The sequence below is a fragment of the Paraburkholderia sp. DHOC27 genome (assembly GCF_003429005.1).
In the GTDB taxonomy this organism is placed as follows: domain Bacteria; phylum Pseudomonadota; class Gammaproteobacteria; order Burkholderiales; family Burkholderiaceae; genus Paraburkholderia.
This window is the reverse complement of sequence record NZ_QVQV01000006.1, coordinates 517,143-543,653: the sequence shown is the minus strand read 5'-3', so window position 1 is coordinate 543,653 and position 26,511 is coordinate 517,143. Positions and strand designations below refer to the sequence as shown.

The window sequence follows — 26,511 nt, the reverse complement described above, 5'->3', positions numbered from 1 at the left end:
TGCCTCCTGGGGAAGCCTGCCGCGCGAATGGCAGCACCCATACAGTCTAGGGCTCGCAGCGATAAATTTCCGGTAAAACACACGCTGCGCTTGTAACAAATACAGCAACAAAAAGCGCGTACCGTGGGGCACGCGCTTCACGCACGTCAGAGCATGGGATACACGCGAATTTCGCTCAAAACATGCGGTGTCTGGTTGGGTTGCGGCGGCGGATCGCCGATCGGCGGCGCGGCGGGTTCGCCCGGAGGCTCGCGGGTCGGATCGGGCACGGTGTCCGGTTCGCTGGGGTTGGGCGGGTCGGTCGGCTCGGGGCGGTGCGCAACGAGCGGCAGGGAGCCGGGAACGAAGGGGACAGCAGGAATGGTCACGGGTGCGTCCAGCGGCATAGTGGCTCCTTGTTATGCGTATGTCCTTCACTCACGCAAGGCCTATGCCGGGGCGGACGCACCCCGCGGTTCAGACAGGATCAGGCGTCGGCGCCGCCCAGTGCACGCGATTCGTCCGCAGGGTCGTCTTCACCGCGCGCGGCGTCGTTGCCGTACTCGACCAGACGGTTGTACAGCGTCTTCAGGCTGATGCCGAGAATCTCGGCGGCCCGCGTCTTCACGCCACCACATTGCTCGAGCGTCGCCAGGATCAACTGACGATCTGCCTCGGCCAACGACGTGCCGAACGGAATCGTGATCGCCGTACCGGCTGCGGGCTTCGACAGCGTGATCTGCAACGGCACGGTGGCCGTGCTGTCCGAATCCGTGCTCGACATGATGTGCGCGCGCTGCACGTAGTTCTTCAGTTCGCGCACGTTGCCCGGCCACGGGTACGACAGCAGCATTTCCTTCAGCGCCGGAGGGAAGTGCTTGCGCGTGCTGTGACGTTCGTTGAGGTCGTCGAGGAAGGCCTGCGCCAGCAGCTCCACGTCCTTGCCACGCTCGCGCAGCGGCGGCAGGCTGATCGGGAACACGTTCAGACGGTGATATAGGTCGAGGCGCAGCTTGCCTTCGAGCACCGCCTGCTCCGGGTCGCGGTTGGTGGCCGCAATCAGGCGTACGTCGGTCTCGATCTCTTTGGTCGTACCCACGCGCATGAACATGCCGGTTTCCAGCACGCGCAGCAGCTTGACCTGCAACTCGATCGGCATTTCGGTGATTTCGTCGAGAAACAGCGTGCCGCCGTTGGCCCGTTCGAAATAACCCTTGTGCTGACGATCCGCGCCAGTGAACGCGCCGCGCTCGTGACCGAACATTTCCGATTCGATCAGGTTCGGCGAGATCGCGCCGCAGTTCACGGCCAGAAACGCATGCTTGCGACGCAGGCTCAACTGATGCAGTGTCTGCGCGGCGACTTCCTTGCCGGTACCCGATTCGCCCACCAGCATCACCGAAGCGGCGGTAGGCGCCACCCGGCCGATCTGGTCATAGACCTCCTGCATGACCGGCGAATTGCCGAGCATCAAACCGAAGCGGCCCATGCGGCGTAGTTCACCGCGTAGCGTGCCGATTTCGGCCTTCAGGTCGCCGGCGCGCGGCAGGCGCGACAGGATCGCCTTGACGCGCTGCATGTTGATTGGCTTCACGAGGTAGTCGGTCGCGCCCATTTTCAGCGCGTTGACCGCCGACTCGACCGTCGCATGGCCGGTAATCACGATCACCTCGACGCCGGAACGCGGATCGAGGTCTTCGAACAGGTCGACGCCGCTGCCGTCCGGCAGCTTCAGGTCGGTGAATACGACATCCGGCATCTGCCGGACCAACTGGATGCGCGCTTCGCGCAAATCGCCTGCGGTCGCGGTGGTGAGCCCGTCTTCCCCGATGATGGCGGCGAGCGCCTCGCGGGTGCCGGGATCGTCATCGACAATCAATACGTGTGGCATCGTGTCTCGAAACCCCGAAAATTCTGGTGATGAATGGCATGCGTGAAAGCATGGAGAAATAGACGCGCGCGGGGCGCGCCACGAATGCGACACGCCGCGGTGCGAGTGCATGCCAACTGGATGGATGCCCCACACCGGCTGCGCAAATCCGACTTAATGCAATTTCGCAACAATTCGCACAGTTTGTGCCGTCATCTAGGACGTATTGTTGTTTATATCCCGATTATACGGCTTTATTGGGATGAACTCTAATGCTCTCGGGCGTCCAGCGCGGTGTCTGCGCGGCGCCCGCGCAGTGTCAGTTCAGTCACTGCGCCGGACGTCGGCCAGCTCATCGCCTGGCCCATCGCTCAAATCAGCTATGCGGGAAAGGCCACGCTTCCCCCATGCCGTTTGGATGCGCCGCGCCATTGGTCTGGCCGGTGCGAGGCGCCTCGGCTTGGGTGATCGCCCCGCCGGCACTCGCTGCAGCCTGCGCCGGCGTGACCACTGAGCCGCCTTCGTCCTCCCAGCGGTTCAGTTCGCGGTTCAGAAACGCCTGCGAAGCCCGCTGACGCTGCGTCCAGCGCCAGGCCAGCACGCCGCCAAGGATTGCCAGCGCTCCAAAAATCCCGATCTTGGGTCGTGCCATTTTCACCCTCCGTCAATTTAGCCTTGGATAATCGTCGTCGCTCTGATCATGCGCGGCACGCGCGGCGTGCCGTTGATCCGATGTTGCGCGTCCTGCTAGCGCGTTGCCAGCACGCCCAGCAGGAAACCGACGCCCGTCGCGATGCCGACGGCTCGCCAGGGGTTATGCCGCACGTAGCGCTCCGCGTTGACGGCTGCAACGCGATAACGCCGCTGCGCCGCGCTTTGCGCGTCGCCGAGCGCGGCTTGCAGTGTTTCCACATGAGTGCCCAGACGTTCCCGCAGCGCCTCGACGCCCTCGCCCGGAACATTGGCCGCGAGCCGCAGCATTTCTTCCGAGTCGGTCAACAGGACACGCAAGTCGTCGACGATCTTCTGCTTACCCAGTTCAAGTTGTTGCGCGGTTTGATTCATTCATTGCTCCTGTGTCGTAGGGCTGAAGGGGTGACGCCGCTTCAGCCCGTTTCACAAACACTAAAGCCATACGGACGCAATCGGCGTGCCTGGCTGGCGCCATAGCCGAGCGCCGGTTCTAATCGACATCGTGCCGCTGAAGCCTGCGTTAAGCGCCTCGCGCGCGCTCGAGTTCCAGCCAGCCAGGTCATTTCTGCCAAACGGGAATGGAAGTTCCGGTCAGGATTGCCGAACGTCGCGCATGGATACGATTGCTTCGCGGTACAGCGTTGCCAGACATACACTTTGGACAGCGTAGCAGCATGTTTGTGCACGTCGCCAAAAGCGGAACGCACGTACTTTCAGAATCGGTAGGTGCATTGCTCTGTCTGTTGCCAGATGGTTAAATCGGTTATTTGTGAGATAGTGACCTATTGCGCAAGCCGCATTCGCGGCACAGGCACTCGCTCACCTGAGCCTGCGCGGCACTCACGAAGACATTTGCACAGGACAAGCTGGTTATGGCGTCAATCGATCTGGACTCGCCCGCTGTCGCTTCCGGCGGCAATGCGGCAGCACCGGAGAAACATCGCGTGACAGAAGGCGTCGCGGGACTGAAGTCGTATGGTCTGCTGTACGGCTCATCGCCCGTCATGCTGGATTTATATGAGCAAATCGAACGGGTCGCCTCCACCGATGCCACCGCCCTCATCATTGGCGAATCCGGCACAGGCAAGGAGCTGGTCGCCCGCACGATTCACGATCACAGCGCGCGCAAGGACGCACCATTCATCGCCGTCAATTGCGGCGCGATCCCCGACGAGCTGATCGAGGCCGAACTGTTCGGCCACGAAAAAGGCAGCTTTACGGGCGCGGTACAGGGCCGGGTCGGCTACTTCGAGCACGCCAACGGCGGCACCCTGTTTCTCGACGAAATCACGGAAATGGCGCCGGTGCGTCAGGTGAAACTGCTGCGCGCGCTCGAAACCGGCACGTTCTATCGCGTAGGCGGCAACGAGCTGATCCACGGCGACGTACGCGTGATCGCAGCCACCAATCGCGACCCGGCGGTGGCGGTAAAGGAAAACGGGCTGCGCGAAGACCTGATGTACCGCCTGGCGGTCTTTCCGCTGCGCGCGCCACCACTGCGTGAACGCGACGGCGACCGCGAACTGCTCGCGCTCCACTTTCTCGCCGCGCTCAATGCCCAGGAAAGCACCAACAAGAGCTTCAGCAAGCGCTCGCTCGAAACCTTGCGCACGTGGTCCTGGCCGGGCAACGTCCGCGAACTGAAGAACGCGATTTACCGCGCCTTCATTCTCGCGGAGAAGACCGTCGAGTTGCCGCATCCGCATCTCGCTTCACGCGTGAAGAAAGCGGTGACGCAAGGCGATTCGATGAGCGTGTGGATCGGCACGCCGCTCGCCGATGCGCAGAAGCAGATCATCCTCGGCACGCTGAAGTATTGCGGCGGCGACAAGCGACGTGCCGCCAAGGCGCTTGGCGTCAGTCTGAAGACGCTCTATAACCGGCTGAGTACATATGGCGGTGACGACGCACCGGCAGAGGAAAGCGAGTCGTAAGATTTTTGCGGCGACGACTACGCATGATGGCGTCGCTGCTGTAGCATTTTCCGCTGCAGCGTAGGTTGCATTCGCAACAACTACCGCGCTCGCCATCACCACGTCGAACGCACCTGCAGTCTCCCTCCCTGCCGCTTTAAAAAGCGCGCTGAGCCAAGACAGAAAAGGCTCAGCGCCGCATCAACTTTTGCAATTGCTTGCACTTTCGCACTGCCCATAACAAATCGCATCCTGCAAAATGCTGCTGCGTCGCAGAGGACGTGCTGTCAGCCCGCCGCGCCGCGATCGAATGGGATGGACGGCACAAGCAGGAGCACTGACAGGGACATGAACAAGCAACAAGACACAGCGCGCGGCATGCTCCGCGCGCCGCGCGCGAGCGCCACTACGCTCGTCGCTTTGGCCGTCGCAATGGCCGCCACCTTGAGCGGATGTAGCTCGATCTACTCCGAATCGGCCACCACCGGCGCCGGCATCGCAGGCGCTGCGATTGCCACCCAGGTCACTCGAAACGCCACCGTTGCAACCGGCATTGGTCTCGGCGTCGTCGCCGCGGCGCAAGCCGGCGTGCAGTACTCGGAGCGCGTGGTTCACCGCAATTCACAGGACGGCATCGCGAAGGTCGCCGGCCCGCTGGATGTGGGTGGCGTGGCGCCGTGGAGCGTGACGCATTCGGTGCCTATCGAAGACGACGAACACGGTCGCGTGACCGTGAGCCGCGTGATCAGCGCGGGCACGCTCGATTGCAAGGAAATCGTCTTCTCCGTCGATCGTGACGCCACCAAGGACGCCGCGGCATCCAGTGCGTTCTACGTCGCCTCGATCTGCCGCGACGGCCAGAACTGGAAGTGGGCGTCGGCCGAACCTGCCACCGGACGTTGGGGCGCGCTGCAATGAGTACGCGCATGACTGCCCCAGAAAAGGTGCCGCGTCGCCCGTCTCCTGGTTTTTCCGTGAGCCTGCGTCTCGTACTCGCGGGAGCCGTGTGCGTCGGCGCCAGTCTTTTGACCAGCGGTTGCGCGTCGGTGGGTACGGCGGCCGGCGCAGCGGCGGGTGTCGCCACGGGCATCGTCAGCTCCAATCCGGCGGTGGGCATCGGCGTCGGCATTGCGGTGCAGGCCGCCACGGACGCAGCGGTCAAACGCTACATGCTCGTCATGCACACCGACCAGCAAAACGAAATCGCGGCGCTCGCGGGCGGTATGGCCGTGGGTGACAGCAAGCCCTGGCGCGTCAAACACACCTTGCCTATCGAGAACGGCCACGGCGAAGTGCGCGTGACACGCGCGTTCACGTCGGCGCTGGCCATCTGCAAGGACTTTGCGTTCTCCGTCGCCGATGGCGACAAGCCCGACGCGCACGAAGACTGGTACACCGCCAGTGCGTGCCTGCAGGATGCGGGGTGGAAATGGGCGTCGGCTGAACCGGCCGTGGAACGGTGGGGCAATCTGCAGTGAAAGTGGCGCGTGACGTTGCGTCCGCGCTTTGCCACTCCTGATGAATCACAACCTGCCGGGCAGGCGGGCAACTGCTGCATAGCTGAGCCCGCGTACGGCCCAACCAAAAGCTAAAAGGCCGATTGCAACGCGCGTTGAAATCACACGCGCTTGCAATCGGCCATTGTTCGTTACCGTCTCAGCAAAGCTGAGACGAAGTTGAGAAACAGCGATGTTCAGGACTCGACGTCCTCGAGACTGAAGATTTCTGTCTGGTCGTTGTACGAGAAAATCTCGCCATAACGGCCCCAGTTGATCACGGCGTCGAGCGTCTCTTCCGCGGCGCTGTCCGAGAGAAAATCCTCCAGCTCCTGCTCGAAGCGCACGCGCGGCGCGCGATGCCCCGGCCGTTCGTTGAGCACCTTCTTGATCCGCGCCGCGAGCGGCACATGCCGCAGCAAATGCTCGGCAAACATCATCTTGCGTTCCTGCGTGCCGAATTCAGAAAACACGCGCGCGGGCGGCGTCAGGAAAATATCGCCTTCGCGGATGTCCGCGAAACCCAGGTGCTGCAACACTTCGGCCACCGGGAACAGATCGTCCACCTCCAGATGCAGCGAACGGGCAATTTCCGGCATGTCGGCGCGGCCGTGGTACGGCGCGGACGCCAGCGTTTCGATCAGACCGGCCATCAGGTTGGTGGAGACGTGCGGCAACCAGCTACCCAGCTCCAGGCCCTTCTTGGTCGACTCGTCGGTTTGACGCGCGGTCATCTTGGCGTAGATCTCGTCCACCAGACGGCGGAACGCCGGGTCCAGACGGTTACGCGGGTGCTTGAACGGCACCTTGATTTCGGCAATCACGCGGCCCGGATTGGACGACAGCACCAGAATGCGGTCGCACATGAACACCGCTTCCTCGATGTTGTGCGTGACGATCAGCACCGACTTGATCGGCATGCGCCCCTGCGTCCAGAGATCCAGCAGGTCGGTACGCAGCGTTTCGGCGGTCAGCACGTCGAGCGCGGAGAATGGCTCGTCCATCAGCAGCAGCGTCGGATCGACCACCAGCGCACGCGCGAAACCCACCCGCTGTCGCATGCCGCCTGACAGCTCACGCGGGTAGGCGTTTTCGAAGCCGTCCAGACCGATCAGGTCGATCGCCGCCAGCGCGCGTTCGCGCCGCTCGCGCGCACCCACGCCCTGCGCTTCGAGCCCGGCTTCCACGTTCTGCAGCACGGTCAGCCACGGGAACAGCGCGAAGGTCTGGAACACCATCGCCACGCCCTTGGCAGGCCCTTCGAGCGGCTTGCCGAGGTACGACACTTCGCCATCGGTCGGCTCGATCAGGCCGGCGATGATGCGCAGCAGCGTCGACTTGCCCGAGCCCGACCGGCCCAGCATGCCGACAATCTCGCCTTCACGCAGCGCCAGGTTCACGTCGTCGAGCACCAGCAACTCGCCCTGCGTCTTGTTGAAACCGCGGCACACGTCCTTGACCTTCAGAATCTCGTCGCCGAGGCGCGGAGGTTTCGGCGGAGTCTGGAGCGGCGCAGCGGTTACGGCAGCTTTAGGATTTTGCATCTCGGTTTGCCTTAAGTAAGCTGTCAATCGAGCCGAAGCTTGGACTCGGCGAAGGCGTACATCGGACGCCACAGCAGGCGGTTGAACAAGGTCACGAAGAGCGACATCACGGCAATGCCGAGGATGATCTTCGGGAAATCGCCCGCGGCCGTGGTTTGCGCGATGTACGCGCCAAGACCATGCGCTTCGACTTTGGTGTCGCCCCACTGGACGTATTCGGCCACGATGCTTGCGTTCCACGCGCCGCCCGACGCGGTGATCGCGCCTGTCACGTAGTACGGAAAGATGCCCGGCAGCATCGCCTTGCGCCACCACTGCCAGCCGCGAATGCCAAAGTTGGTCGCGGCCTCGCGGTAGTCGTTGGGGTAAGAGCTTGCACCGGCGATGACATTGAACAGGATATACCACTGCGTGCCGAGCACGATCAGCGGCGAGAGCCAGATATCCGGGTTCAGATGAAAGCGCACGATCACGATGACGAACACCGGAAACAGCAGGTTGGCCGGGAAGGCAGCGAGGAACTGCGCGAGCGGCTGGATCTTCTCGGCCAGCGCCGGCCGCAGACCGATCAGCACGCCGAGCGGCACCCAGATCACGGACGCAATCGCAATCAGCAAGATCACACGCACGAGCGTAATCAGGCCGAGCACCAGCACATGGCCCACTTCATCGAGCGTGACGCCAGTACGCACATACGTCACGACACGGTAGACGACGTACAGCGTGAGCAGGATGACGAGGACACCCCAAACGATGTCGCCCACGCGCGACGACTTCTGGCGCTGCGGAATCGCAAAACGCACGCGGTCGAAGCTCGGCAGACGCATCGGCACACGCGCGGCATTGGCGAAGATCCAGCCAATCGGCACCAGCAGACGGTGAATCAGACGCGTGCGGCGAATCAGGTCGAGCAGCCACGACTCGGGCGCATCGCCAGAACTGGTGTTCTCCATGCGGAACTTGTCCGCCCACGCCACCAGCGGACGGAACAGGAACTGATCGTACGCGAGAATCACCACCGTCATGGTCAAGATCACCCAGCCGATCGCATGCAGGTTTTTCTCGGAGATGGCCTGCGCCAGATACGCGCCAATGCCCGGCAGCGTGATGGTGTTGTTGCCCACCGTGATCGCTTCGGAGGCCACCACGAAAAACCAGCCGCCCGACATCGACATCATCATGTTCCAGATGAGGCCCGGCATCGAGAACGGCACTTCGAGCTTCCAGAAGCGCTGCCACGAGGTGAGATGAAAACCGCGCGAGACTTCGTCCAGATCGCGCGGCACCGTGCGCAGCGACTGATAGAAGCTGAAGGTCATGTTCCAGGCCTGGCTCGTGAAGATCGCGAAGATCGCCGCCAGTTCGGCGCCGAGCACACGCCCCGGGAACAGCGCGAGGAAGAACGTCACCGTAAACGAAATGTAGCCAAGCACTGGCACCGACTGCAGGATGTCGAGGATCGGCACCAGCACCAGACCCGCGCGGCGGCTCTTGGCCGCGAGCGTGCCGTACACCAGTGTGAAGACCAGCGAGGCGACCATCGCCGCCAGCATGCGCAGCGTGGTGCGCATTGCATACTCGGGCAGATTCGACGGCGCGAGCGAGATCACCTGGCTCTTCAGCGTCGACATGGGCGCGAGCGTCTGGTGAAAGCCGATGGAGGCCATCGCGATCAGGCAGATGATCAACGGGAAGGCGACGAAATCCCAGCCATTGGGTAACAGGCGCCAGGCCGACGCGTTGGCGGTGCGTTTGAGGTCGAAGCTGAAGTCCATCAGACGCCCTTCCTGTTTGCGTAAGCTATTTGAATGCGGGCCGCGCGAGGCGACGCCGGTTTGTCTGCCCGGGCCTGCTGGAGCCGAGGCGCGGCGCGGGGTTCGGAAGACCGGTCCGGAAAGCGAAAATCAGGCATGGCAAAACGCGTGTGCGGTAATACGTTAGCGGCGCCGGCCCACGGCTGGCGAGCTTTCCTTGTTTTGGACGGCACGACACTACTACAACCTATGTTTCAGGCACAACCTTCTGGCCCAAATGAGTCGCCGGACAGCGCGCTCGGGGCGGCGACGCCCTGTTGCGCACTCGTGAGCCGTATTCCAGCCCGTGCCGGTCACATCTGGAAAACCCGCAGCAGCGTTCAGAAAGGACCGGGCGTGGCCGTTAATAACCTGATGACCTACGTAATTCCGCAATAACGACTGGCGTAGCGCCATGCGGCGGTTAAAATCCCTACACGAGAGCCGCCTGCGGGCGACAGGCTGTAATACAGAACACGTGGGACTACCCCGGTTCGCAGCAGCCCCCAACCCGCCACCAGAGGAACGACCCAGCGCCGGCGCGCTGTAACGCTTGACCTTGTCGCATGCAAAAAGTCAGACGGATCTGAGAGCCGATGAACAGTAAATCCTTGCGCCAGGCACCCGGACCGCTCAGCTTCGCGCTGATCGTGCTCGTTTGCTGGTTCGTGTCCGGCATGATCGCGGACCGGATGGTACAGCAAGAGCTCGACGCGGCCCTGCGCGCACAACGGCAGATGTCCGAATCAATCGTCGACAACATGGCCGAGGTGATTGCCAGCGACCTGGCCATGTCGCGCGCCATCCCCGCCACGATGGCCGAGATGGATGTCGTCCAGCACGCCCTGGCGCAATCGCAGAATTATGCCGCGAACGGCAGCGCGGCGGAACCCGCGCTGCGCGAGACGCTCCTCAAAGTGCCCACGCTCGCTTCGGTCAGCGCCTTCCTGCACGACGGGCAAGGCTTCTCCGGGCTCGATTCGATCTGGCTGGTCAACGCCAACGGCATCTGCGTGGCGGCCAGCAACGTGCAGACGCGCAACTTCGTGGGCGTCGACATGCGCGGCCGCAGCTTTCTGGCCAACGCCCTGCTCGGCGCGTTCGGCGAGGCATACGGCGTGGGGCGCTCGAGCGGCGAACCGGGCATCTTCATTGCCGCGCCGGTCTATGACGACGGCATCCTGGTGGGCGCGGTGGTCGCCAAGGTCGGCATCTCGCGGCTGCGTCACTGGGTGGCGCATGCGGGCGCGTTCGTCGCCGACGAAAACGGCGTGATCATCATGGCGCACGACGCCGCGCTCGAAGGCCACGCGCTGCCCAATGGCCGCATCAAACAGATGAGCCCCGCCGAACGCCTGAACACCTACCGCCGCGTCGACTTCCCGAATGTGCAGATCGAACCGCACATGCAGCAGGTGCGCGAGCAGGCGCCGTGGATTCCGGCGGCAGTGGCCGGCGAACTCTTCAGCATGATGGATCGCCCCGACCCCGCCTTGTACGAATCGCGTATCGGTCTCAACTCGGGGCTGTCCGCGCATCTGGTCGATCCGCTCGCTGCGTGGCCGGAACTGCTGCGCAACCACAAGCGCGATCATCTGCTGGTGTTCCTGACGCTGGCGGGCACGGCTGCGCTGGCCTGGGTGATCACGCTGTCGTATGTGCGCGAGCGGCGTCACCACCGCGCCACCCGCGACCTTGCCGAACAATTGCAGTCGGCCAATACGCTGCTCTCCGCCGAGGCGCGTCATGACGCCCTCACCGGCGCGCTGTCGCGGCGCTACTTCCTCGATCTGCTGCGGCGGGAAATCGAACGCACCCAGGCGAGCGGCGAACCGTTGTGCATGGCGATTGCCGACCTCGATCACTTCAAGCAGATCAACGACCGTTTCGGCCACGCCGCCGGCGACCGCGCGCTCGAACACTTCGTCGACACCTGCCGCGCCGAACTGCGCGCCAGCGACGCGATTGGCCGGCTGGGCGGCGAGGAATTCGGCATCCTGCTGCCCGTCACCGCGCTCGAAACCGGGCGCGAAGTGGTCGAGCGGCTGCGCAACCGTCTGAAGGCCGTGCCGTCCACCAAGCTGCCGCCTTCGGCCAGCTTGAGCGTGAGCATCGGCATTACGGAGCTGTCGCCCGAAGATCTGCCCGAGCGGCTCATGAGCCGCGCCGACCTTGCGCTGTATGCCGCGAAGAGCGGCGGGCGCGACCGCACCGAAGCGCTGCCGCCCGACGACACCGCCCCGCCCACCCGCACGGCCGCCACCACCTGGTAAGCGGTACGCGCGGATAACACGCCTGCCGGATTCCGGCAGCATCCCACCGCACCGACACGCTGGAGCGAAGCAGGTATCATCGGCTTTGACAGGAAAGCCATTGATACCGCATTGATACCGCTCTACCAGGAGAGTTGCATGAAGGGAAATCTGGTGATTGTTTGCCGCGATCACGACGCCGACGCGTTCGACCATTTGCTGGCCGAATACGGCGCCTTCCAGACACGTTTGTCGTCGACAGCGTGGTATCTGAAACTCGATGTTGCGCCGGAAGTCATTCAGGAAGAGATTCTCGCCCGGCTCGGCAAGTACACGACTCACTACATCTTCGAGGCGGAGACCGTGACGTGGAACACGGTGGACAGCGAAGCCGCCACCGCCTTGAACACGTTATTTTCGGAGTAGTTTTGCAGGCGGCCTGGTGAGGTGCTGACCTGGCCGCATTACCACGCGCTCTCCGAGACCGATGCCGTACGCGGCACGGCCTGTAGCGGGAACGTCATCAGAATACGCAAGCCGCGTCCCTCGTGGTTGCCGATCTCCCACTCGCCGCCCGCGCGGCGCACCAGCCGCTCGACGATGGCGAGCCCCAGCCCGCTGTGGCCGTTGCCGCCGCGCGCCGGGTCGAGCCGCACGAAGGGCCGGCTCGCATTGACCAGATCCTGCGCAGCAATGCCGGCGCCGTTGTCCTGCACCGACAGCGTGTAACCCGCCTGGGTACGCGCCGTGGCCACCACGATGGGCGGCGCGCCGTAGGCCTGCGCATTGTCGAGCAGATTGGAGAGGATGCGATCGAGCGTGGCCGCCGGCAGCAGGAAACCTGAGCCGGCCTTCAGGTCGGTCAGCACAGGCACCGCCCCGCCGCTCGCGACAGCCCGGTAGCTGCGCACCACGCGCTCGCACTGCGCGTCCACTTCGACTGTTTCGCTGCGATCCGCGCCGTCGTGCGCGAACACCAGAAACTGTTCGACGATGTGCGTCATCGAATCGACGTCGCGTACCACGCCGTCGCGCACCTTCGCCTCGTCCATCATCTCGGCGCGCAGCCGCAGCCGCGCCAGCGGCGTCTTCAGATCGTGTGCGACGCCCGCCAGCATCACCGCGCGATCGTTCTCCGTGCGCGCGACTTCCTGCACCATCTGATTGAAGCCGTGCGTCAACTGACGCAATTCGCGTGGCCCGCGCTCCGGCACCGGCGGCACCGGCTGACCCCGGCCGAAGCGCGCCACGGCATTGGCGAGCGAGCGCAACGGCTGCTGCAACTGCCATGCGGCAAACAGCGCGGCCATCACGGCAAACGTGAAGATGATGGTGAGCCAGAGCACCATGCGGTCGACCGAGCGCGGCGGCCGCAACGGCTGCACTGGCACCACGATCCAGCTGCGGTCGGTAGGCTGGCGCACCCACAGCACCGGCGGCTTGCCGGGATCGCCGAGCCTCACCTGGGTGCCCGGCGGCATGCGGTCGCGCACGTCGTCGAGGAAGTGGTTGAGCGGCGTGTTCTCGTCAGTGCCCTGCGCCGGCACATCCTGACTGGACGGGTCGACGAGGCGAACCCGCGAAGGCAACGGTTGATCCGGCGAGTGGGCCACGTGCTGACGCACGGCGTCGACGAGGAAGGTCGCCTCTTCTACTGCATAGCGGTTCTGGAACTGGCTGCGCTCGAGGCGAAACAGCAGGTAACCCGCAAAGTGCGACAGTAGCAAGACCACGACGACCAGCAACGCCAGCCGCCCGAACAGTGAATCAATGGGTCGGCGCATGCTGTTCGCCATCCGGCACGAACACGTAGCCGCGACCGCGCACGGTCTGGATGAAGCGCGGCGTGGACGGGTCGGTTTCGAGAATGCGCCGCAGACGCCACACCTGCACGTCGATGCCGCGGTCGGTGCCGTCGTATTCCGGACCGTGCAGCAGTTCGAGCAGGCGTTCACGCGTCAGCGTGCGCATGGGGTGATTGACGAAAATCTTTAGTAGCGCGAATTCGCTGCCGGACAAGGTGAGCGGCTTGTCTTCGAGATTCAGCGTGCGCGACTGGAAATCCAGCGTGAAGCGGCCGAAGGTGAACGGCTCGCGTTGCTCCGGCGCAGCCGCCGACGGCAGCGTGCGGCGCCGCCGCAAGACTGCCTGCACGCGCGCCAGCAGTTCGCGCGGGTTGAACGGCTTGCCGAGGTAGTCGTCCGCGCCGAGTTCGAGGCCGACGATACGGTCGACGTCGTCGGCACGTGCGGTGAGCATGATCACCGGAATGTCGTCGCCCGAGGCGCGCAGTTTTCTGAGCGCCGTGAGGCCATCCACGCCCGGCATCATCAGGTCGAGCACGATCAGGTCGGGGCGCTCGCGTTCGAGCCGCCGTTCGAGTGAACCTGCGTCGTGCAGCACCGACACTTCGATGCCCTGACGAGCCAGATAGTCGCGCAGCAGGTCGCGGAGTTCGAGGTCGTCATCGACGACAAGTATTTGAGTAGCCATGAGTTGAAGTTTAACGCGCAGCAGTTGGGGTTTCCGGGCCGGAGCCCCCTCAAAGGGTTACCGGGTGTTACGGCGAAAGGGGCACGTAATGTCGCGTAATAGCGGCCAACCGTCACGTAACACAGCAAAGTCCGCAGGTCTCTACGCTGTGTCTTACCGAATGCATCCCGTCCTGTGTTGCCGTGTTTGCATCGTCGGCTATTCCATTACAAGGAGCCATTCATGTCCACAAAAATGTCACGCTTTGTCGCCGTCGCCGCAGCATCGCTCTCCATCGGCCTTGGTGCAGCATACGCCGCTCAACCGTCGGCCCCCGGCCCCGGCGGTCCCGGCGGCTGGCATCACGATCACTTCATGCAGGAAATGAACCAGTTGCATGGCCAGCTCAACCTGAACGCCGATCAGGAGAAGCAATGGCAGGCCGCCCTCACCACGATGAAACAGAATCGTGAAACGGAGCGCGCCAACCACAAGCAGATGCACGAGCAGATGAAGTCGATGCAGCAGCAGCCCATCCTCGATCTGAATGCATTGCATGACATGCATCAGAAGGCGGAAGAGCAGAATCATCAGTTGCACGAACAGACTTCGGCCGCCTGGCTCACGTTCTACAACGGTCTCGACGACAAGCAGAAGACCATCGTCAGCACGGCCCTCAAGCAGCATTGGGCGAAGATGGAACAGCGTCACGAGAAGATGCACGAGCACTGGCAGCATCATAACGGCGCGGCGTCGGCGCCTGCTGCGAATCAGTAAGCGCGGTTCGCAGTTGAAAACTTGCGGACGGCGGGGCGAGTCTGGGTTTGTTCTCCCAAGGTTCTTGCCCTGAGGTCCGCAAATAAAAACGCCACGGAGGTAGGACTCCGTGGCGTTTCCATGTTTGCACTATAGAGCGCTGGGCACACTGATCAACATGCGAGGTTCAGCGTTTGCCCATGCGCGATCGTTCAAGCCGTCGCGCTGCGTCGTTCAATTCAGCGAGCCCAGATCGAACACCAGCACCTCGGCGCTCTCACCGTTTTCGAGCGTCACCGTATCCGCCTCGGTGATCATCGCGGCATCGCCCGCGCTGAGCGCCTTGCCGTTCACCGTGAGCGCGCCGCGCGCCACGTGCACATAGGCGAGCCGTCCCGCCTGCAGCGGCAGTTCGGCGCGCTCCGTGCCGTCGATCAACGCCGCATAGATCGACGCGTCCGCATGGATCGTCACCGAACCTTCGCGTCCATCCGGTGAGGCGACGACGCGCAGGCGGCCGCGCTTGTCGGCGGCGTCGAAGCGCTTTTCCTCGTAGCCGGGCGCATCGCCGGCGCGCTGCGGGATCACCCAGATCTGCAGCAAATGCACTTCTTCGTCCTGCGATGCATTGAACTCGCTATGCATCACGCCCGTACCCGCGCTCATGCGCTGCACGTCGCCGTGACGGATGGTCGAGCCGTTGCCCATGCTGTCGCGGTGCGCCAGCGCGCCTTCGAGCACATAGGTGACGATCTCCATGTCGCGATGCCCGTGCGTGCCGAACCCCTGGCCGCCGGCGATGCGGTCTTCGTTGATCACACGCAACGGCCCGAAGTGCACGTGCTTCGCGTCGTGGTAGTCGGCAAATGAGAAGCTGTGGTACGAGTCGAGCCAGCCGTGGTTGGCGTGGCCTCGTTCGGCGGAGCGGCGAATCTCGATCATGGAGCGGGTCCTTGTCGATGCGTTGCGATACACACAATGTATGGGCGAGCGGGCGCCGGAACAATCCGCATGGACGCACCGGAGCGTTCCATAAACATGGGCAATGAGCGTGGGGCGTGTGAGGCCGCAGCCGTCCCATGCTGGCGCCCTGCGCGTGTTCGGGTAAAATACCGCGCTTTTCGGGCGACCGGCTGCGGGCGACCGGCGGACAAAACGCATTGGATACGAGCGACACTGATCCGGCGCGACAATTTTGACCGCCTAGAATAGCGACGGCCGACCGCGAGTCGGCGGCCGTCGGGTCGAACTACCGGAAAAATCGGAACCACCGGGACCGTCCGTCCGATCGGCAAGCCTCTTGCGTGAAAGCGGAGTCAGCGCCAGGGCGCAAGCCCCGGTGCCACGCACAGCGAGGTCGCCCGATCAACCACCCCGAAACGTCTGGAACTCGGGACAGACCGCATAGGCCTGCCCCGCGCTTCGTTATACAGTCGCACAACCCGCGGCGCAGGTCAGCGCGTGTTTCGCGGTAAGCCTCTCATGCGTCGACAAGGACCTCATATGTCCCTTCAAGGCTACGGCCCGTTGCTTCTCAACGGCACCTGGCAGACCGTCAAGCTGGCGGTGCTGTCGCTGGCGTTCGCTTTCGTGCTGGGCTTGCTCGGCGCGGCAGCCAAGCTGTCGAAAAACCGCGTGTCGTACAGCGTCGGCACGGTGTACACGACTCTCGTGCGCGGCGTGCCCGACCTCGTGCTGATGCTGCTGCTGTTCTACAGCCTGCAGATCTGGCTGAACGACCTCACTGATGTGCTCGGCTGGGACCAGATCGACATCGACCCGTTCGTGGCCGGCGTCGCGGTGCTCGGCTTCATCTACGGCGCCTACTTTACGGAAACCTTCCGCGGCGCATTCCTCGCCGTGCCACGCGGCCAGCTCGAAGCCGGCCACGCCTACGGCATGACGGGCTGGCAGGTGTTTTCCCGCATCATGTTCCCGCAGATGATGCGGTTCGCGCTGCCTGGCATCGGCAACAACTGGCAGGTGATGGTGAAGGCCACGGCGCTCGTCTCGATCATCGGCCTCGCCGACGTCGTCAAGGCTTCGCAGGATGCCGGCAAGGGCACGCTGCGGTTCTTCTTCTTCACCCTGCTCGCAGGGGCCATCTATCTGGTCATCACCACGGTCTCGAACTTCGTGTTGATGTACCTCGAAAAGCGCTACTCGACCGGCGTGCGCAAGGCGGATCTATGATCGAGATCATTCAAGAATACTGGCGCAACTATCTATATAGCGACGGCTACCGCTTCACCGGCCTCGTCATCACGCTGTGGTTGCTGGTGGTGTCGATCGGCCTGGGCTTCTGCCTGTCGATCCCGCTGTCGGTGGCGCGCGTCTCGAAGAAGAAGTGGCTCTCCGGTCTCGTGTGGCTCTACACCTATGTGTTCCGCGGCACGCCGCTATATGTACAGCTGCTGCTTTGCTACACGGGCCTTTACAGCCTCGACATCGTCCGCAACCACGAACTGACCAACGCATTCTTCCGCGACGGCATGCATTGCACGCTGCTCGCCTTCACGCTGAACACCTGTGCCTACACGACCGAGATTTTCGCCGGCGCGATCCGCGCCACGCCGTATGGCGAGATCGAAGCGGCGCGCGCGTACGGCATGTCGCCGTTCACGCTGTACCGGCGGGTGATCCTGCCGTCCGCACTGCGTCGCGCGCTGCCGTACTACAGCAACGAAGTGATCCTGATGCTGCACGCCACCACGGTGGCGTTCACGGCAACGGTGCCTGACATCCTGAAGATTGCGCGGGATGTGAACTCGGCCACCTATCAGTCGTTCAATGCATTCGGCCTCGCCGCCCTGCTCTATCTGCTTATCTCTTTCACGCTGGTGTGGCTGTTCCGCCGCGCCGAGCGCCGCTGGCTCGCTTATTTGCGGCCGCAAGGCAAATAAGCCGCCAAGGACCCAGATGAATACAAAGAAGCAAAAGCTCTTCGTCGACGAGCTTCATAAACAGTATGGCGACAACGAAGTGCTGAAAGGCGTCTCGCTGCAGGCCAACGCGGGCGACGTGATCAGCGTGATCGGCTCGTCGGGCTCGGGCAAGAGCACGATGCTGCGCTGTATCAACTTCCTCGAGCAGCCCAATTCGGGGCGCATCTTCGTGGATGGCGAAGAAGTCCGTACACAGAAGGCGAAGACCGGCGCACTGCGCGTCTCCGATCCAAAACAGTTGCAACGCGTGCGCACCAAGCTCGCGATGGTGTTCCAGCACTTCAACCTGTGGGCGCACATGAACGTGCTCGAGAACATCATCGAGGCGCCGGTGCACGTGCTGGGCTTGCCGCGCCGCGAAGCGGAAGAGCGTGCGCGGCAGTATCTGGAGAAAGTAGGCCTCGCGCCGCGCGTTGAGAAGCAGTATCCCGCGCATCTGTCGGGCGGTCAGCAGCAGCGCGTGGCAATTGCCCGCGCGCTGGCGATGCATCCCGACGTCATGCTGTTCGACGAACCGACCTCCGCGCTCGACCCGGAACTGGTCGGTGAAGTGCTGAAGGTCATGCAGACGCTGGCCGAAGAAGGCCGCACCATGATCGTCGTCACGCACGAGATGGCGTTTGCCCGCAACGTGTCCAATCACGTGATGTTCCTGCACCAGGGGCGCGTCGAAGAACAGGGCCATCCCGACGAAGTCTTTGGGAATACGAAGAGCGACCGGCTCAAACAATTCCTGTCGGGTAGCCTCAAATAACGTTTAGGACAACCAGCGGTCGCCAGACGGCAGGCTGACTGTAGTTCATGTAGTATTACAAGGCGCTTACAAGAGCGCCTTTTCTATTTCGGCGCCGTCTTTTTGGACACCTATTGTCCCAAAATATGCGCGAACGTCCCGCCTTTTAGCCCTACTCCCGCGTTTTATCACCGTCAATAGTGGCAATCCTTGAGCTTGCCACAATCGAACCGTGATTCCCTTGTCAGACAAGGGTTTCATGCTATTTTCGGGATGCCGTAACGAGTCCTTGCGCACACCACTATTGCAATTTGGAGACACCTCCTCGCCCGAGGACCAATTTCTTCTCACATTGAAGTGTATTTTTGATAAATTAGTAACCAAAGTACCAAAACAAAGTTGATTAAAAGTAGTTTCACTTCAAAAACGCAGAGGAGATTCGGTCGACGAGGGACCAGCACGACGCAAAGAAAGCCTTAGGCTACGCCGTCGTGACCACATGCCCCGATCGACCCAACCGTCTCCCTGGTACGGATTTCTGTTCGGCGCCTCTGGCGACCGGACACCATTCGCAGTACTGGGTTTTTCTTTTGACAGGGTATGGAGGAGAAGATGAAGAAAGCATTGCTCGCCGCGGCGCTGATGTCGGCCGGTGTAATTGCGCACGCACAAAGCAGCGTGACGCTGTACGGTCGTCTGGATGCCGGCGTCGAATACATCAGCGGCCTTCCGAATGCCAATTACAACGGTTCGACCTCGCGCTGGCGCCTTGAAAGCGGTGACTGGGGCACGAGCCTGTGGGGTATGAAGGGCGTTGAAGATCTCGGTGGCGGCAACAAGGCACTGTTCCAGTTGGAAGGCTCGTTCAGCACGGCAACCGGCGCAGGCCCTGGCGGTGGCGAACTCTTCAATCGTTGGGCAACGGTCGGTATGTCGAATGACCAGTTCGGTACGCTGCTCCTCGGCCGCGAACTGTTCATCTCCAACGGCGTGTGGGACTTTGACCCGTTCGGTCAGTCGAACTGGTCGTCGGCGTCGCTGGTGCGTGGCCGCAACTGGCCGCAATCGAGCAACAACGTGTCGTACCAGTCGCCGAAGCTGTATGGCTTCGACGTGTACGGCCAGTACTCGCTGTCGAACTCGACGAGCTGGAACGGCAACGGCACGACGCCGCAAGGTCGTGAAGACGGCCTGCAACTGACCTACACGAACTCGCTGTTCCAGGTTCGCGGTCTGTACGACGAAATCCGCAACCCGACGACGGGTACGCTGGGTGATCCGAGCGCAGGATCGGTTGCTGGTCCGTTCAGCTTCGGTCGTGAGTACTTCGGTGGCGTGAACGTGTTCCTGGGCCAGTTCAAGATCCAGGCTGTGTACCAGGGTGTCCGTACTTCGGGTGAAACGAACGTTCCGTTCGGCACGCCGACGACGACCGATCAGGAATGGGGCGGTGTAACGTGGCAAGCCACGCCGGCTGCTGCGCTGATCGCTGCGGTCTACCACGTCAACGCCAACAACGGCGGCGGCAACGGCACGATCTACACGATTGGTGGTTCGTACAACCTGTCCAAGCGCACGCTGCTCGACATCCAGGTGGCTACGGCACGTAACAGCAAGACCGCGAACTTCGGTCTTGATGCCAACAACCCGGGCCCTGGCGGCGACACGTCTGCTGGCTACAACGAAAACCCGCTGCAAGGCCACAGCCAGACCGGCGTGTATGCAGGTATTCAACACTCGTTCTAATCGAACGGTGTAAAACAAAGATCTAGTCTTAGAATCTTTTTCACGCTGCTGCGAGAGGCGCGTATCGGTGCGATATCTGAAAGGGTATCGCACCGTTTTTTATTGGCACGAATGCAGTTGTTTCGGACTGCTTTTGTCTGCTTGCGTGCCAGTTTCGATGCGGTTTTCGCCGCTACCTGCCTGCCGCGCTCACACTGCGGCTTCGTTTTCCTCACCAGTGCGAATGCGGATTACGCGCTCCACTTCCGCCACGAAAATCTTGCCGTCGCCGATCTTGCCCGTGCGCGCCGCGCCGATGATCGCGTCGATCACCTGATCGCATTGGTCGTCCGCCACCACCACTTCGATCTTCACCTTCGGCAGAAAATCCACTACGTATTCCGCGCCGCGATACAGCTCCGTGTGACCCTTCTGGCGCCCAAAGCCCTTGACTTCGGTCACTGTCAGGCCAGTCAGGCCCACCTCGGCGAGCGCTTCGCGCACTTCGTCGAGTTTGAACGGTTTGATGACTGCAGTGATGCGCTTCATGACGTACCTCGTCTCTTGATGGAATAGTGTGGAAAGTCGAAAGGAAAACGATAGCTTTGATTCTACGCCGCGCCGCTGGCGTTGCGCAGATTCCAGCGGCGCCTCCTCGTCAGACGCCGCCCAGATACATCCAAATGCGCCCGCTCACTCCACCGGTTCGGTGTAGCGCGAGGTGATCGGGTAACGCCAGTCGCGGCCAAAGGCGCGGTGCGTCACGCGAATGCCGATAGGCGCCTGACGGCGTTTGTATTCGTTGATCTTGATGAGGCGCGTGACGCGCTTCACGTCGTCCACCGCATAACCCGCAGCAATGATTTCCGCGAGCGAGCGGTCTTCTTCCATATACATGCGCATGATGGCGTCGAGCACCTCATACGGCGGCAAGCTGTCCTGGTCGGTCTGGTTTTCGCGCAACTCCGCGGACGGCGCGCGCGTCAAAATGCGCTCGGGGATCACGTCCTGCCTGGCGAACGTGGTCGCCGCGTTGCGGTAGTGGCACAGGCGGTACACCAGCGTCTTGGCAATGTCCTTGATCACCGCGAAGCCGCCCGCCATGTCGCCGTACAGCGTGCAGTAGCCCACCGCCATCTCGCTCTTGTTGCCGGTGGTCAGCACGATCGAGCCGAACTTGTTGGACAGCGCCATCAGCAGCGTGCCGCGAATCCGCGCCTGGATGTTTTCCTCCGTGGCGTCTTCCGCGCGGCCCGCGAACTCTTCCGCGAGCGACGAGCGGAACGCATCGAACATCGGCGCGATGGCGATTTCGTCGTAGCGCACGCCGACGCGGCGCGCCATGTCGGCGGCGTCCGTCGTCGAAATGTCCGCGGTGTAACGCGAGGGCATCATCACCGCGCGCACACGCTCGGCGCCCAGCGCGTCGCAGGCCACTGCCAGCACCAGCGCCGAATCCACGCCGCCCGAAAGGCCGATGATCGCGCCCGGAAAGCCGTTCTTGTTGATGTAGTCGCGCACGCCCATCACGAGCGCCGCGTACACCTGCGCCTCGATTGACAGCTCGGGTGCGACGGCGCCAGGCACGGGCCGCGCGCCGTCGAATTCGACAATGGCGTTGCCCTCTTCGAACTGCGCCATCTTCGCGACCATCTCGCCGCTGCCGTCCAGCACGAACGAGCCGCCGTCGAAGACGAGTTCGTCCTGCGCGCCGACCATGTTAACGTAGACCATCGGCAAACCGGTCTCTCGAATGCGCGCACGCAGAATGTCCACGCGCACCGCTTCCTTGTTCAGGTGATACGGCGAGCCATTCGGAATCAGCAGCACCTGGGCGCCCGCGGCCTTGGCCTGCTGCGCCGCCGGCGCATGCCACACGTCCTCGCAGATCACCACGCCATACTTCACGCCATCCAGCTCGAACACGAACGGTTGCGGATCCGCTGCAAAGTAACGCTTCTCGTCAAACACTTCGCTATTGGGCAGGTCCTGCTTCAGATACGTGCCGACCACCTTGCCGTCGACGATCAGCGAGGCCGCGTTGAAAGTGTCGACCGGCGCCACGCCGCGCTCGATTGGCGCGTTTGCTTTACCATGACCGTGCGCGGCGTCGCGGTGCGGATGACCGACCACCACATGCAAGCCGGTGAAGGGCTTGAGTTGCTGGGCGAGGTCGGCGAGCGCGGCCGCGCTGGCGGCATAGAACGCCGGGCGCAGCAGCAGATCTTCCGGTGGATAGCCGGACAACGCGAGTTCCGGTGCGACGAGCAGCTTCGCACCATCGTTGTGCGCCGCCCGCGCGGCGGCGACGATTTTGGCGACGTTGCCGGCAAAATCGCCGACGGTGACATTGAGTTGAGCAAGAGCGATTCGGGTCTTCATGGCAGGATCGAAGGCAAGCCGCGCGGCTCGCCGGTTGCGACGGGAGTGGCTCGACGTGAATGGCAAACCTGGAGATTCACGCGGTCGGACCAAAACGGACAAACGAACGGTGCACGGCAACAGCAGCGCGCCATTCAGATCGGAACATCAAAAAGATTGAACCAGGAACGCTTTGATTATCGCACGGGCATTCTGGCGTCGCCCTCCGAGGTGGACGCCGCCGAATGGAATGCCCTGCTCGCCCAGCAGGCCCAGCCCACGCCGTTTCTACGGCACGAATTCCTGAGCGCGCTGCACGCGAGCAAGTCCGCGGTGCCGGACACGGGCTGGGCGCCGCAGTTCGTCACGTTGACCGATCCGAAGAGCGGACGGTTGGCGGCGGCGGCACCGGTCTACCTGAAGGGGCACTCGTACGGCGAGTACGTGTTCGACTGGGCGTGGGCCGATGCGTACAAGCGCAACGGCGTGCCCTACTATCCGAAGCTGTTGTGCGCCGTGCCGTTCACGCCGGTGCAGGGCAACCGGCTGCTCGCCACTGACCCGCGCGCGCTGCGGCACCTCGCCGCCACGTTGATGGCGTTTGCCGAGCAGGCCGACGTGTCGTCGCTGCATGTGTTGTTTCCGACCGCGACGGAAGCCGACGCCCTCACCGGCCTCGGCATGATGCAACGCGAAGGCGTGCAATTCCACTGGCTCAACGACGGCTACCGCGACTTCGACGACTTCCTCTCCACGCTGGAACAAAAGAAACGCAAGAACATCCGCGCCGAGCGCCGCAAGGTGCACGAGGCCGGCATCACCATGCGGCGCATACGCGGCGAAGACATTCGCGACGAGGAATGGCGCTTCTTTGCCAAATGCTACCGGCAGACCTACCGTGAACACTTCTCGAGCCCGTATCTGAACCTCGAGTTTTTCCGTACGATCGGCGCCACCATGCCAGAGAATCTGCTGCTGGTGATCGCGGAATACGACGGCAAGCCCATCGCGAGTTCGCTGGTCGTCTATCAGCGCGACGACCGGACCGGCGGCACGCTGTACGGCCGCTACTGGGGCGCGCTGGAACATGTGCCGTGCCTGCACTTCGAGACCGCGTATTATCAGCCGCTCGAATTCTGCATCGAGGAAAAGCTCGCCACCTTCGAAGGCGGCGCGCAGGGCGAACACAAGATGGCGCGCGGCTTTCTGCCCACCGTCACGCGCTCGGCGCACTGGCTCGCGCATCCGGCTTTCTCGGATGCCGTAGCGCGCTTTCTCGACAGCGAGACGAACGGCATCCATGCTTATGTGGATGAATTGCGCGACCACAATCCGTTCAAGGGCTAACTCGCAGCCATGCCGTGGTTTCTCTATCTGATCGAATGCGCTGACGGCAGCGTCTATACGGGCATTGCGGTAGACGTGCAGGCGCGCTTTGCCAAGCACCTCAACGGCACGGGCGCGCGCTACACGCGCTCGCGCAAACCGCTGCACGTACTGGCCTCGTTTGAAATGGCCGACCGCTCCAGCGCGTTGCGCGCCGAACATCGGGTCAAGCAATTACCGGCCAGTGAAAAGCGTGCCTTGGCTGCGGGTGCGCGCACGATCGAATCGGTGTTGCCGGCGCCGCCGGTGAATGATGATGTTGATGCGGACGTTGATACTGACGTTGGGTCCAGCGTCGCGGATCAGGCCACGCACAGTGCGTAGCGAGCATGAAAAAACCGCGCGGCCCTGACGGGCTCGCGCGGTTTCCGATTCACTACCCAGGCCTCAAAAGGCCGCGTGCAACTTACTTCTTGTAGTTCGCTACGCCTTCGCTGATTTCCTTGTGAGCGGCTTCCATGTCCGCCCAGCCTTCGACCTTCACCCACTTGCCCTTCTCCAGCGCCTTGTATTGCTCGAAGAAGTGCTTGATCTGGTCTTTCAGATACGCCGGCACGTCGTCGATCGACTTCAGGGTCGACGTCATCGGGCAAACCTTGTCGTGCGGCACGGCGATCAGCTTGGCATCCACACCCGACTCGTCGGTCATCTGCAGCATGCCCAGCGCGCGGGCGCGCACCACGGAGCCGGCCAGCAGCGGGAACGGCGTGAGCACCAGCACGTCCACCGGGTCGCCGTCGCCCGACAGCGTTTGCGGAATGAAGCCGTAGTTGGCCGGATAGCGCATGCCGGTGCTGATGAAACGGTCGACGACGAGCAGGCCGAGGTCTTTGTCTGCTTCGTACTTCACCGGGTCGCTTTGCGCGGGGATTTCGATGATGACGTTGAAATCGTGCGGAAGGTCTTTGCCTGCGGGGACGTGATTGAAGCTCATGAGCGCTCTCTGATCAGGATGGAATTCGGAACACAGCGCGCGGTACGGCGTCTGACCCACTGAAGCCGGGTCGGGCGCGGCACGGCGGCCGGGGGGATGGAATGCGCCATTATAGCCAATCGGCCGATGGCACTCGCGCCGGGATCGGCGCGATAATCGTTGCACAGTCCTGTTGCAGCGTCGTTTCAGCCAGCAATTCTTGCCGGGAGCGTGCATGGAAGAAGCCAAACATTTCATTGGCGGCGAATGGGTCGCCGCTGCGGGTGGCGAGACGATTCCGGTGCTCGACCCATCGGACGGCCAGCCGTTTAGCCTGCTGGCACGCGGCACCGCTGCGGATATCGGCGCCGCGGTCCGGGCCGCCCGCGCCGCCTTCGAAGGCGCATGGGGCACAGCCAGCGCCGCCGAGCGCGGGCGCGTGCTGTATCGCCTCGCCATGCTCGTCACCGCGCGTCACGAAGAACTCGCTCAACTGGAGGCGCGCGACACCGGCAAGCCCCTGCGCCAGGCGCGCGCGGACGCGGCGGCGCTGGCCCGTTACTTCGAGTTCTACGCGGGCGCAGCCGACAAACTGCATGGCGAGACCCTGCCCTACCAAACCGGCTATACGGTCTTCACGGTGCGCGAGCCACACGGCGTTACCGGACATATCGTGCCGTGGAACTATCCGATGCAGATCTTCGGCCGCAGCGTCGGCGCGGCGCTGGCCACCGGTAATGCATGCGTCGTCAAGCCCGCCGAGGATGCCTGCCTCTCCGTGCTGCGGGTGGCCGAACTGGCCACCGAGGCCGGTTTGCCGGCCGGTGCGCTGAACATTGTCAGCGGCTATGGTCACGAGGCCGGCGCGGCGCTTGCGCAGCATCCGGGAATCGACCACATCTCGTTCACCGGCTCGCCGCAAACCGGCAAGCTCGTCACGCAGATGGCCGCCGAAAACCACGTGCCGGTCACGCTCGAACTGGGCGGCAAGTCCCCGCAACTCGTCTTCGCGGACGCCGATCTCGAAGCCGCGCTGCCGGTACTCGTTTCGGCGATCGTGCAAAACGCCGGGCAAACCTGCTCGGCGGGCAGCCGCGTGTTGATCGAAAAATCCATCTATGAGCCGCTGCTGGACCGGCTGGGCGCCGCGTTTCACGGGCTGCGGGTTGGTCCATCGCATGCGGACCTCGACTGCGGTCCGCTAATCAGCGCAAAGCAGCAACAGCGCGTGTGGGACTTTCTGTCCGACGCGCAGCACGACGGCATCGGCATGGTCGCGCACGGCGAAGTGATTCCCGAAGCACCGGAAAGCGGCTTCTATCAGGCGCCAACCTTGTTACGCGACGTGCCCTCCGGTCACCGTCTGGCGCGCGAGGAAGTCTTTGGCCCGGTGCTCGCGGCCATGTCGTTTGTGGATGAAGACGAAGCTGTCGCGCTCGCCAACGGCACGCCTTATGGACTCGTGGCGGGCATCTGGACCCGCGATGGCGCGCGTCAGTTGCGTCTGGCTCGGCGCGTGCGCTCGGGCCAGGTGTTCATCAACAACTATGGCGCGGGCGGCGGCGTCGAGTTGCCGTTTGGCGGCGTCAAACATTCCGGCCACGGTCGCGAGAAAGGCTTCGAGGCGCTGTATGGTTTTACGGTGCTGAAGACGGTGGCCATCCGGCACGGTTAGCGCAA

The 26,511-nt window shown here is 63.0% G+C and carries 25 protein-coding genes; 13 read left to right on the top strand and 12 right to left on the bottom strand.

What is annotated here, in order from left to right; translation table 11 throughout:
• Positions 1-146 precede the first annotated feature (146 nt).
• The 4 genes from D0B32_RS21095 to D0B32_RS21080 all read right to left on the bottom strand — a co-directional run bounded on the left by D0B32_RS21095 (position 147) and on the right by D0B32_RS21080 (position 2,914).
• Entirely contained in the window at positions 147-362 is a 216-nt protein-coding gene (locus D0B32_RS21095; RefSeq protein ID WP_259295085.1) for a hypothetical protein, read from the bottom strand.
• Positions 363-466: 104 nt separating this feature from the next.
• Positions 467-1,870, bottom strand: coding sequence for a sigma-54 dependent transcriptional regulator (locus D0B32_RS21090; RefSeq protein ID WP_117336208.1), 1,404 nt, complete (start codon positions 1,868-1,870; stop codon positions 467-469).
• Between the two features lie 355 nt (positions 1,871-2,225).
• A complete protein-coding gene (locus tag D0B32_RS21085) occupies positions 2,226-2,501 on the bottom strand; it encodes a hypothetical protein (protein WP_117336207.1) in 276 nt (91 codons plus the stop codon).
• A gap of 95 nt (positions 2,502-2,596) precedes the next feature.
• On the bottom strand, positions 2,597-2,914 hold the full coding sequence (locus D0B32_RS21080; RefSeq protein ID WP_117336206.1) for a YqjD family protein: 318 nt from the start codon (positions 2,912-2,914) through the stop codon (positions 2,597-2,599).
• A gap of 500 nt (positions 2,915-3,414) precedes the next feature.
• On the opposite strand from D0B32_RS21080, the gene D0B32_RS21075 reads away from it, so the two are divergent.
• The 3 genes from D0B32_RS21075 to D0B32_RS21065 all read left to right on the top strand — a co-directional run bounded on the left by D0B32_RS21075 (position 3,415) and on the right by D0B32_RS21065 (position 5,933).
• Positions 3,415-4,476: a sigma-54-dependent Fis family transcriptional regulator gene (locus D0B32_RS21075; RefSeq protein ID WP_117336205.1), complete on the top strand. Its 1,062-nt coding sequence runs from the start codon at positions 3,415-3,417 to the stop codon at positions 4,474-4,476.
• Positions 4,477-4,803: 327 nt separating this feature from the next.
• Positions 4,804-5,373: a hypothetical protein gene (locus D0B32_RS21070; protein ID WP_117336204.1), complete on the top strand. Its 570-nt coding sequence runs from the start codon at positions 4,804-4,806 to the stop codon at positions 5,371-5,373.
• 8 nt (positions 5,374-5,381) lie between these two features.
• Complete coding sequence (locus D0B32_RS21065) at positions 5,382-5,933, top strand: hypothetical protein (RefSeq protein ID WP_117336203.1); 552 nt, start codon at positions 5,382-5,384, stop codon at positions 5,931-5,933.
• Positions 5,934-6,148: 215 nt separating this feature from the next.
• On the opposite strand, the gene D0B32_RS21060 is transcribed toward D0B32_RS21065, so the two are convergent.
• The gene (locus D0B32_RS21060; RefSeq protein WP_117336202.1) at positions 6,149-7,495 is read right to left on the bottom strand and encodes an AAA-associated domain-containing protein; all 1,347 of its coding nucleotides are present in this window, start codon (positions 7,493-7,495) and stop codon (positions 6,149-6,151) included.
• 23 nt (positions 7,496-7,518) lie between these two features.
• Positions 7,519-9,270: an ABC transporter permease subunit gene (locus tag D0B32_RS21055; RefSeq protein WP_117336201.1), complete on the bottom strand. Its 1,752-nt coding sequence runs from the start codon at positions 9,268-9,270 to the stop codon at positions 7,519-7,521.
• 614 nt (positions 9,271-9,884) lie between these two features.
• On the opposite strand from D0B32_RS21055, the gene D0B32_RS21050 reads away from it, so the two are divergent.
• Together D0B32_RS21050 and D0B32_RS21045 are read left to right on the top strand one after the other, a co-directional pair.
• On the top strand, positions 9,885-11,561 hold the full coding sequence (locus tag D0B32_RS21050; RefSeq protein WP_117336200.1) for a sensor domain-containing diguanylate cyclase: 1,677 nt from the start codon (positions 9,885-9,887) through the stop codon (positions 11,559-11,561).
• Positions 11,562-11,699: 138 nt separating this feature from the next.
• The gene (locus D0B32_RS21045; RefSeq protein ID WP_117336199.1) at positions 11,700-11,966 is read left to right on the top strand and encodes a hypothetical protein; all 267 of its coding nucleotides are present in this window, start codon (positions 11,700-11,702) and stop codon (positions 11,964-11,966) included.
• 38 nt (positions 11,967-12,004) lie between these two features.
• Here the strand turns inward: D0B32_RS21045 and D0B32_RS21040 are convergent, their stop codons facing one another.
• On the bottom strand, positions 12,005-13,324 hold the full coding sequence (locus D0B32_RS21040; RefSeq protein ID WP_117336198.1) for an ATP-binding protein: 1,320 nt from the start codon (positions 13,322-13,324) through the stop codon (positions 12,005-12,007).
• The gene (locus D0B32_RS21035; protein WP_074302045.1) at positions 13,308-14,033 is read right to left on the bottom strand and encodes a response regulator; all 726 of its coding nucleotides are present in this window, start codon (positions 14,031-14,033) and stop codon (positions 13,308-13,310) included. The genes D0B32_RS21040 and D0B32_RS21035 overlap by 17 nt, the downstream gene beginning before the upstream one ends.
• A 222-nt stretch (positions 14,034-14,255) precedes the next feature.
• On the opposite strand from D0B32_RS21035, the gene D0B32_RS21030 reads away from it, so the two are divergent.
• Positions 14,256-14,789: a periplasmic heavy metal sensor gene (locus D0B32_RS21030; RefSeq protein WP_117336197.1), complete on the top strand. Its 534-nt coding sequence runs from the start codon at positions 14,256-14,258 to the stop codon at positions 14,787-14,789.
• 213 nt (positions 14,790-15,002) lie between these two features.
• On the opposite strand, the gene D0B32_RS21025 is transcribed toward D0B32_RS21030, so the two are convergent.
• Positions 15,003-15,710: a pirin family protein gene (locus tag D0B32_RS21025; RefSeq protein ID WP_117336196.1), complete on the bottom strand. Its 708-nt coding sequence runs from the start codon at positions 15,708-15,710 to the stop codon at positions 15,003-15,005.
• A 561-nt stretch (positions 15,711-16,271) separates the two neighbouring features.
• Here D0B32_RS21025 and D0B32_RS21020 point away from each other — a divergent pair.
• The 4 genes from D0B32_RS21020 to D0B32_RS21005 all read left to right on the top strand — a co-directional run bounded on the left by D0B32_RS21020 (position 16,272) and on the right by D0B32_RS21005 (position 20,192).
• A complete protein-coding gene (locus D0B32_RS21020) occupies positions 16,272-16,961 on the top strand; it encodes an ABC transporter permease (RefSeq protein ID WP_117336195.1) in 690 nt (229 codons plus the stop codon).
• Positions 16,958-17,671 (top strand): ABC transporter permease, encoded by a 714-nt coding sequence (locus tag D0B32_RS21015; protein ID WP_117336194.1) that lies wholly within the window; start codon positions 16,958-16,960, stop codon positions 17,669-17,671. The genes D0B32_RS21020 and D0B32_RS21015 overlap by 4 nt, the downstream gene beginning before the upstream one ends.
• Before the next feature lie 16 nt (positions 17,672-17,687).
• On the top strand, positions 17,688-18,467 hold the full coding sequence (locus D0B32_RS21010; RefSeq protein ID WP_117336193.1) for an ABC transporter ATP-binding protein: 780 nt from the start codon (positions 17,688-17,690) through the stop codon (positions 18,465-18,467).
• Between the two features lie 591 nt (positions 18,468-19,058).
• Positions 19,059-20,192: a porin gene (locus D0B32_RS21005; RefSeq protein ID WP_117336192.1), complete on the top strand. Its 1,134-nt coding sequence runs from the start codon at positions 19,059-19,061 to the stop codon at positions 20,190-20,192.
• Positions 20,193-20,381: 189 nt separating this feature from the next.
• On the opposite strand, the gene glnK is transcribed toward D0B32_RS21005, so the two are convergent.
• Positions 20,382-20,720, bottom strand: coding sequence for a P-II family nitrogen regulator (gene glnK, locus D0B32_RS21000; RefSeq protein WP_117336191.1), 339 nt, complete (start codon positions 20,718-20,720; stop codon positions 20,382-20,384).
• A 144-nt stretch (positions 20,721-20,864) separates the two neighbouring features.
• Entirely contained in the window at positions 20,865-22,553 is a 1,689-nt protein-coding gene (locus D0B32_RS20995; RefSeq protein WP_117336190.1) for an NAD+ synthase, read from the bottom strand.
• A gap of 156 nt (positions 22,554-22,709) precedes the next feature.
• On the opposite strand from D0B32_RS20995, the gene D0B32_RS20990 reads away from it, so the two are divergent.
• Positions 22,710-23,879, top strand: a complete 1,170-nt coding sequence (locus tag D0B32_RS20990; protein WP_117336189.1) for a GNAT family N-acetyltransferase — start codon at positions 22,710-22,712, stop codon at positions 23,877-23,879.
• A gap of 9 nt (positions 23,880-23,888) precedes the next feature.
• On the top strand, positions 23,889-24,242 hold the full coding sequence (locus D0B32_RS20985; protein ID WP_117336188.1) for a GIY-YIG nuclease family protein: 354 nt from the start codon (positions 23,889-23,891) through the stop codon (positions 24,240-24,242).
• An 82-nt stretch (positions 24,243-24,324) separates the two neighbouring features.
• On the opposite strand, the gene ppa is transcribed toward D0B32_RS20985, so the two are convergent.
• Complete coding sequence (ppa, locus tag D0B32_RS20980) at positions 24,325-24,852, bottom strand: inorganic diphosphatase (RefSeq protein ID WP_117336187.1); 528 nt, start codon at positions 24,850-24,852, stop codon at positions 24,325-24,327.
• A 214-nt stretch (positions 24,853-25,066) separates the two neighbouring features.
• Between ppa and D0B32_RS20975 the strand changes: the two genes are divergently transcribed.
• Positions 25,067-26,506 carry an aldehyde dehydrogenase family protein gene (locus D0B32_RS20975; RefSeq protein ID WP_117336186.1) on the top strand — a complete coding sequence of 480 codons (1,440 nt, stop codon included), beginning with the start codon at positions 25,067-25,069 and terminating at the stop codon, positions 26,504-26,506.
• Positions 26,507-26,511: the final 5 nt, after the last annotated feature.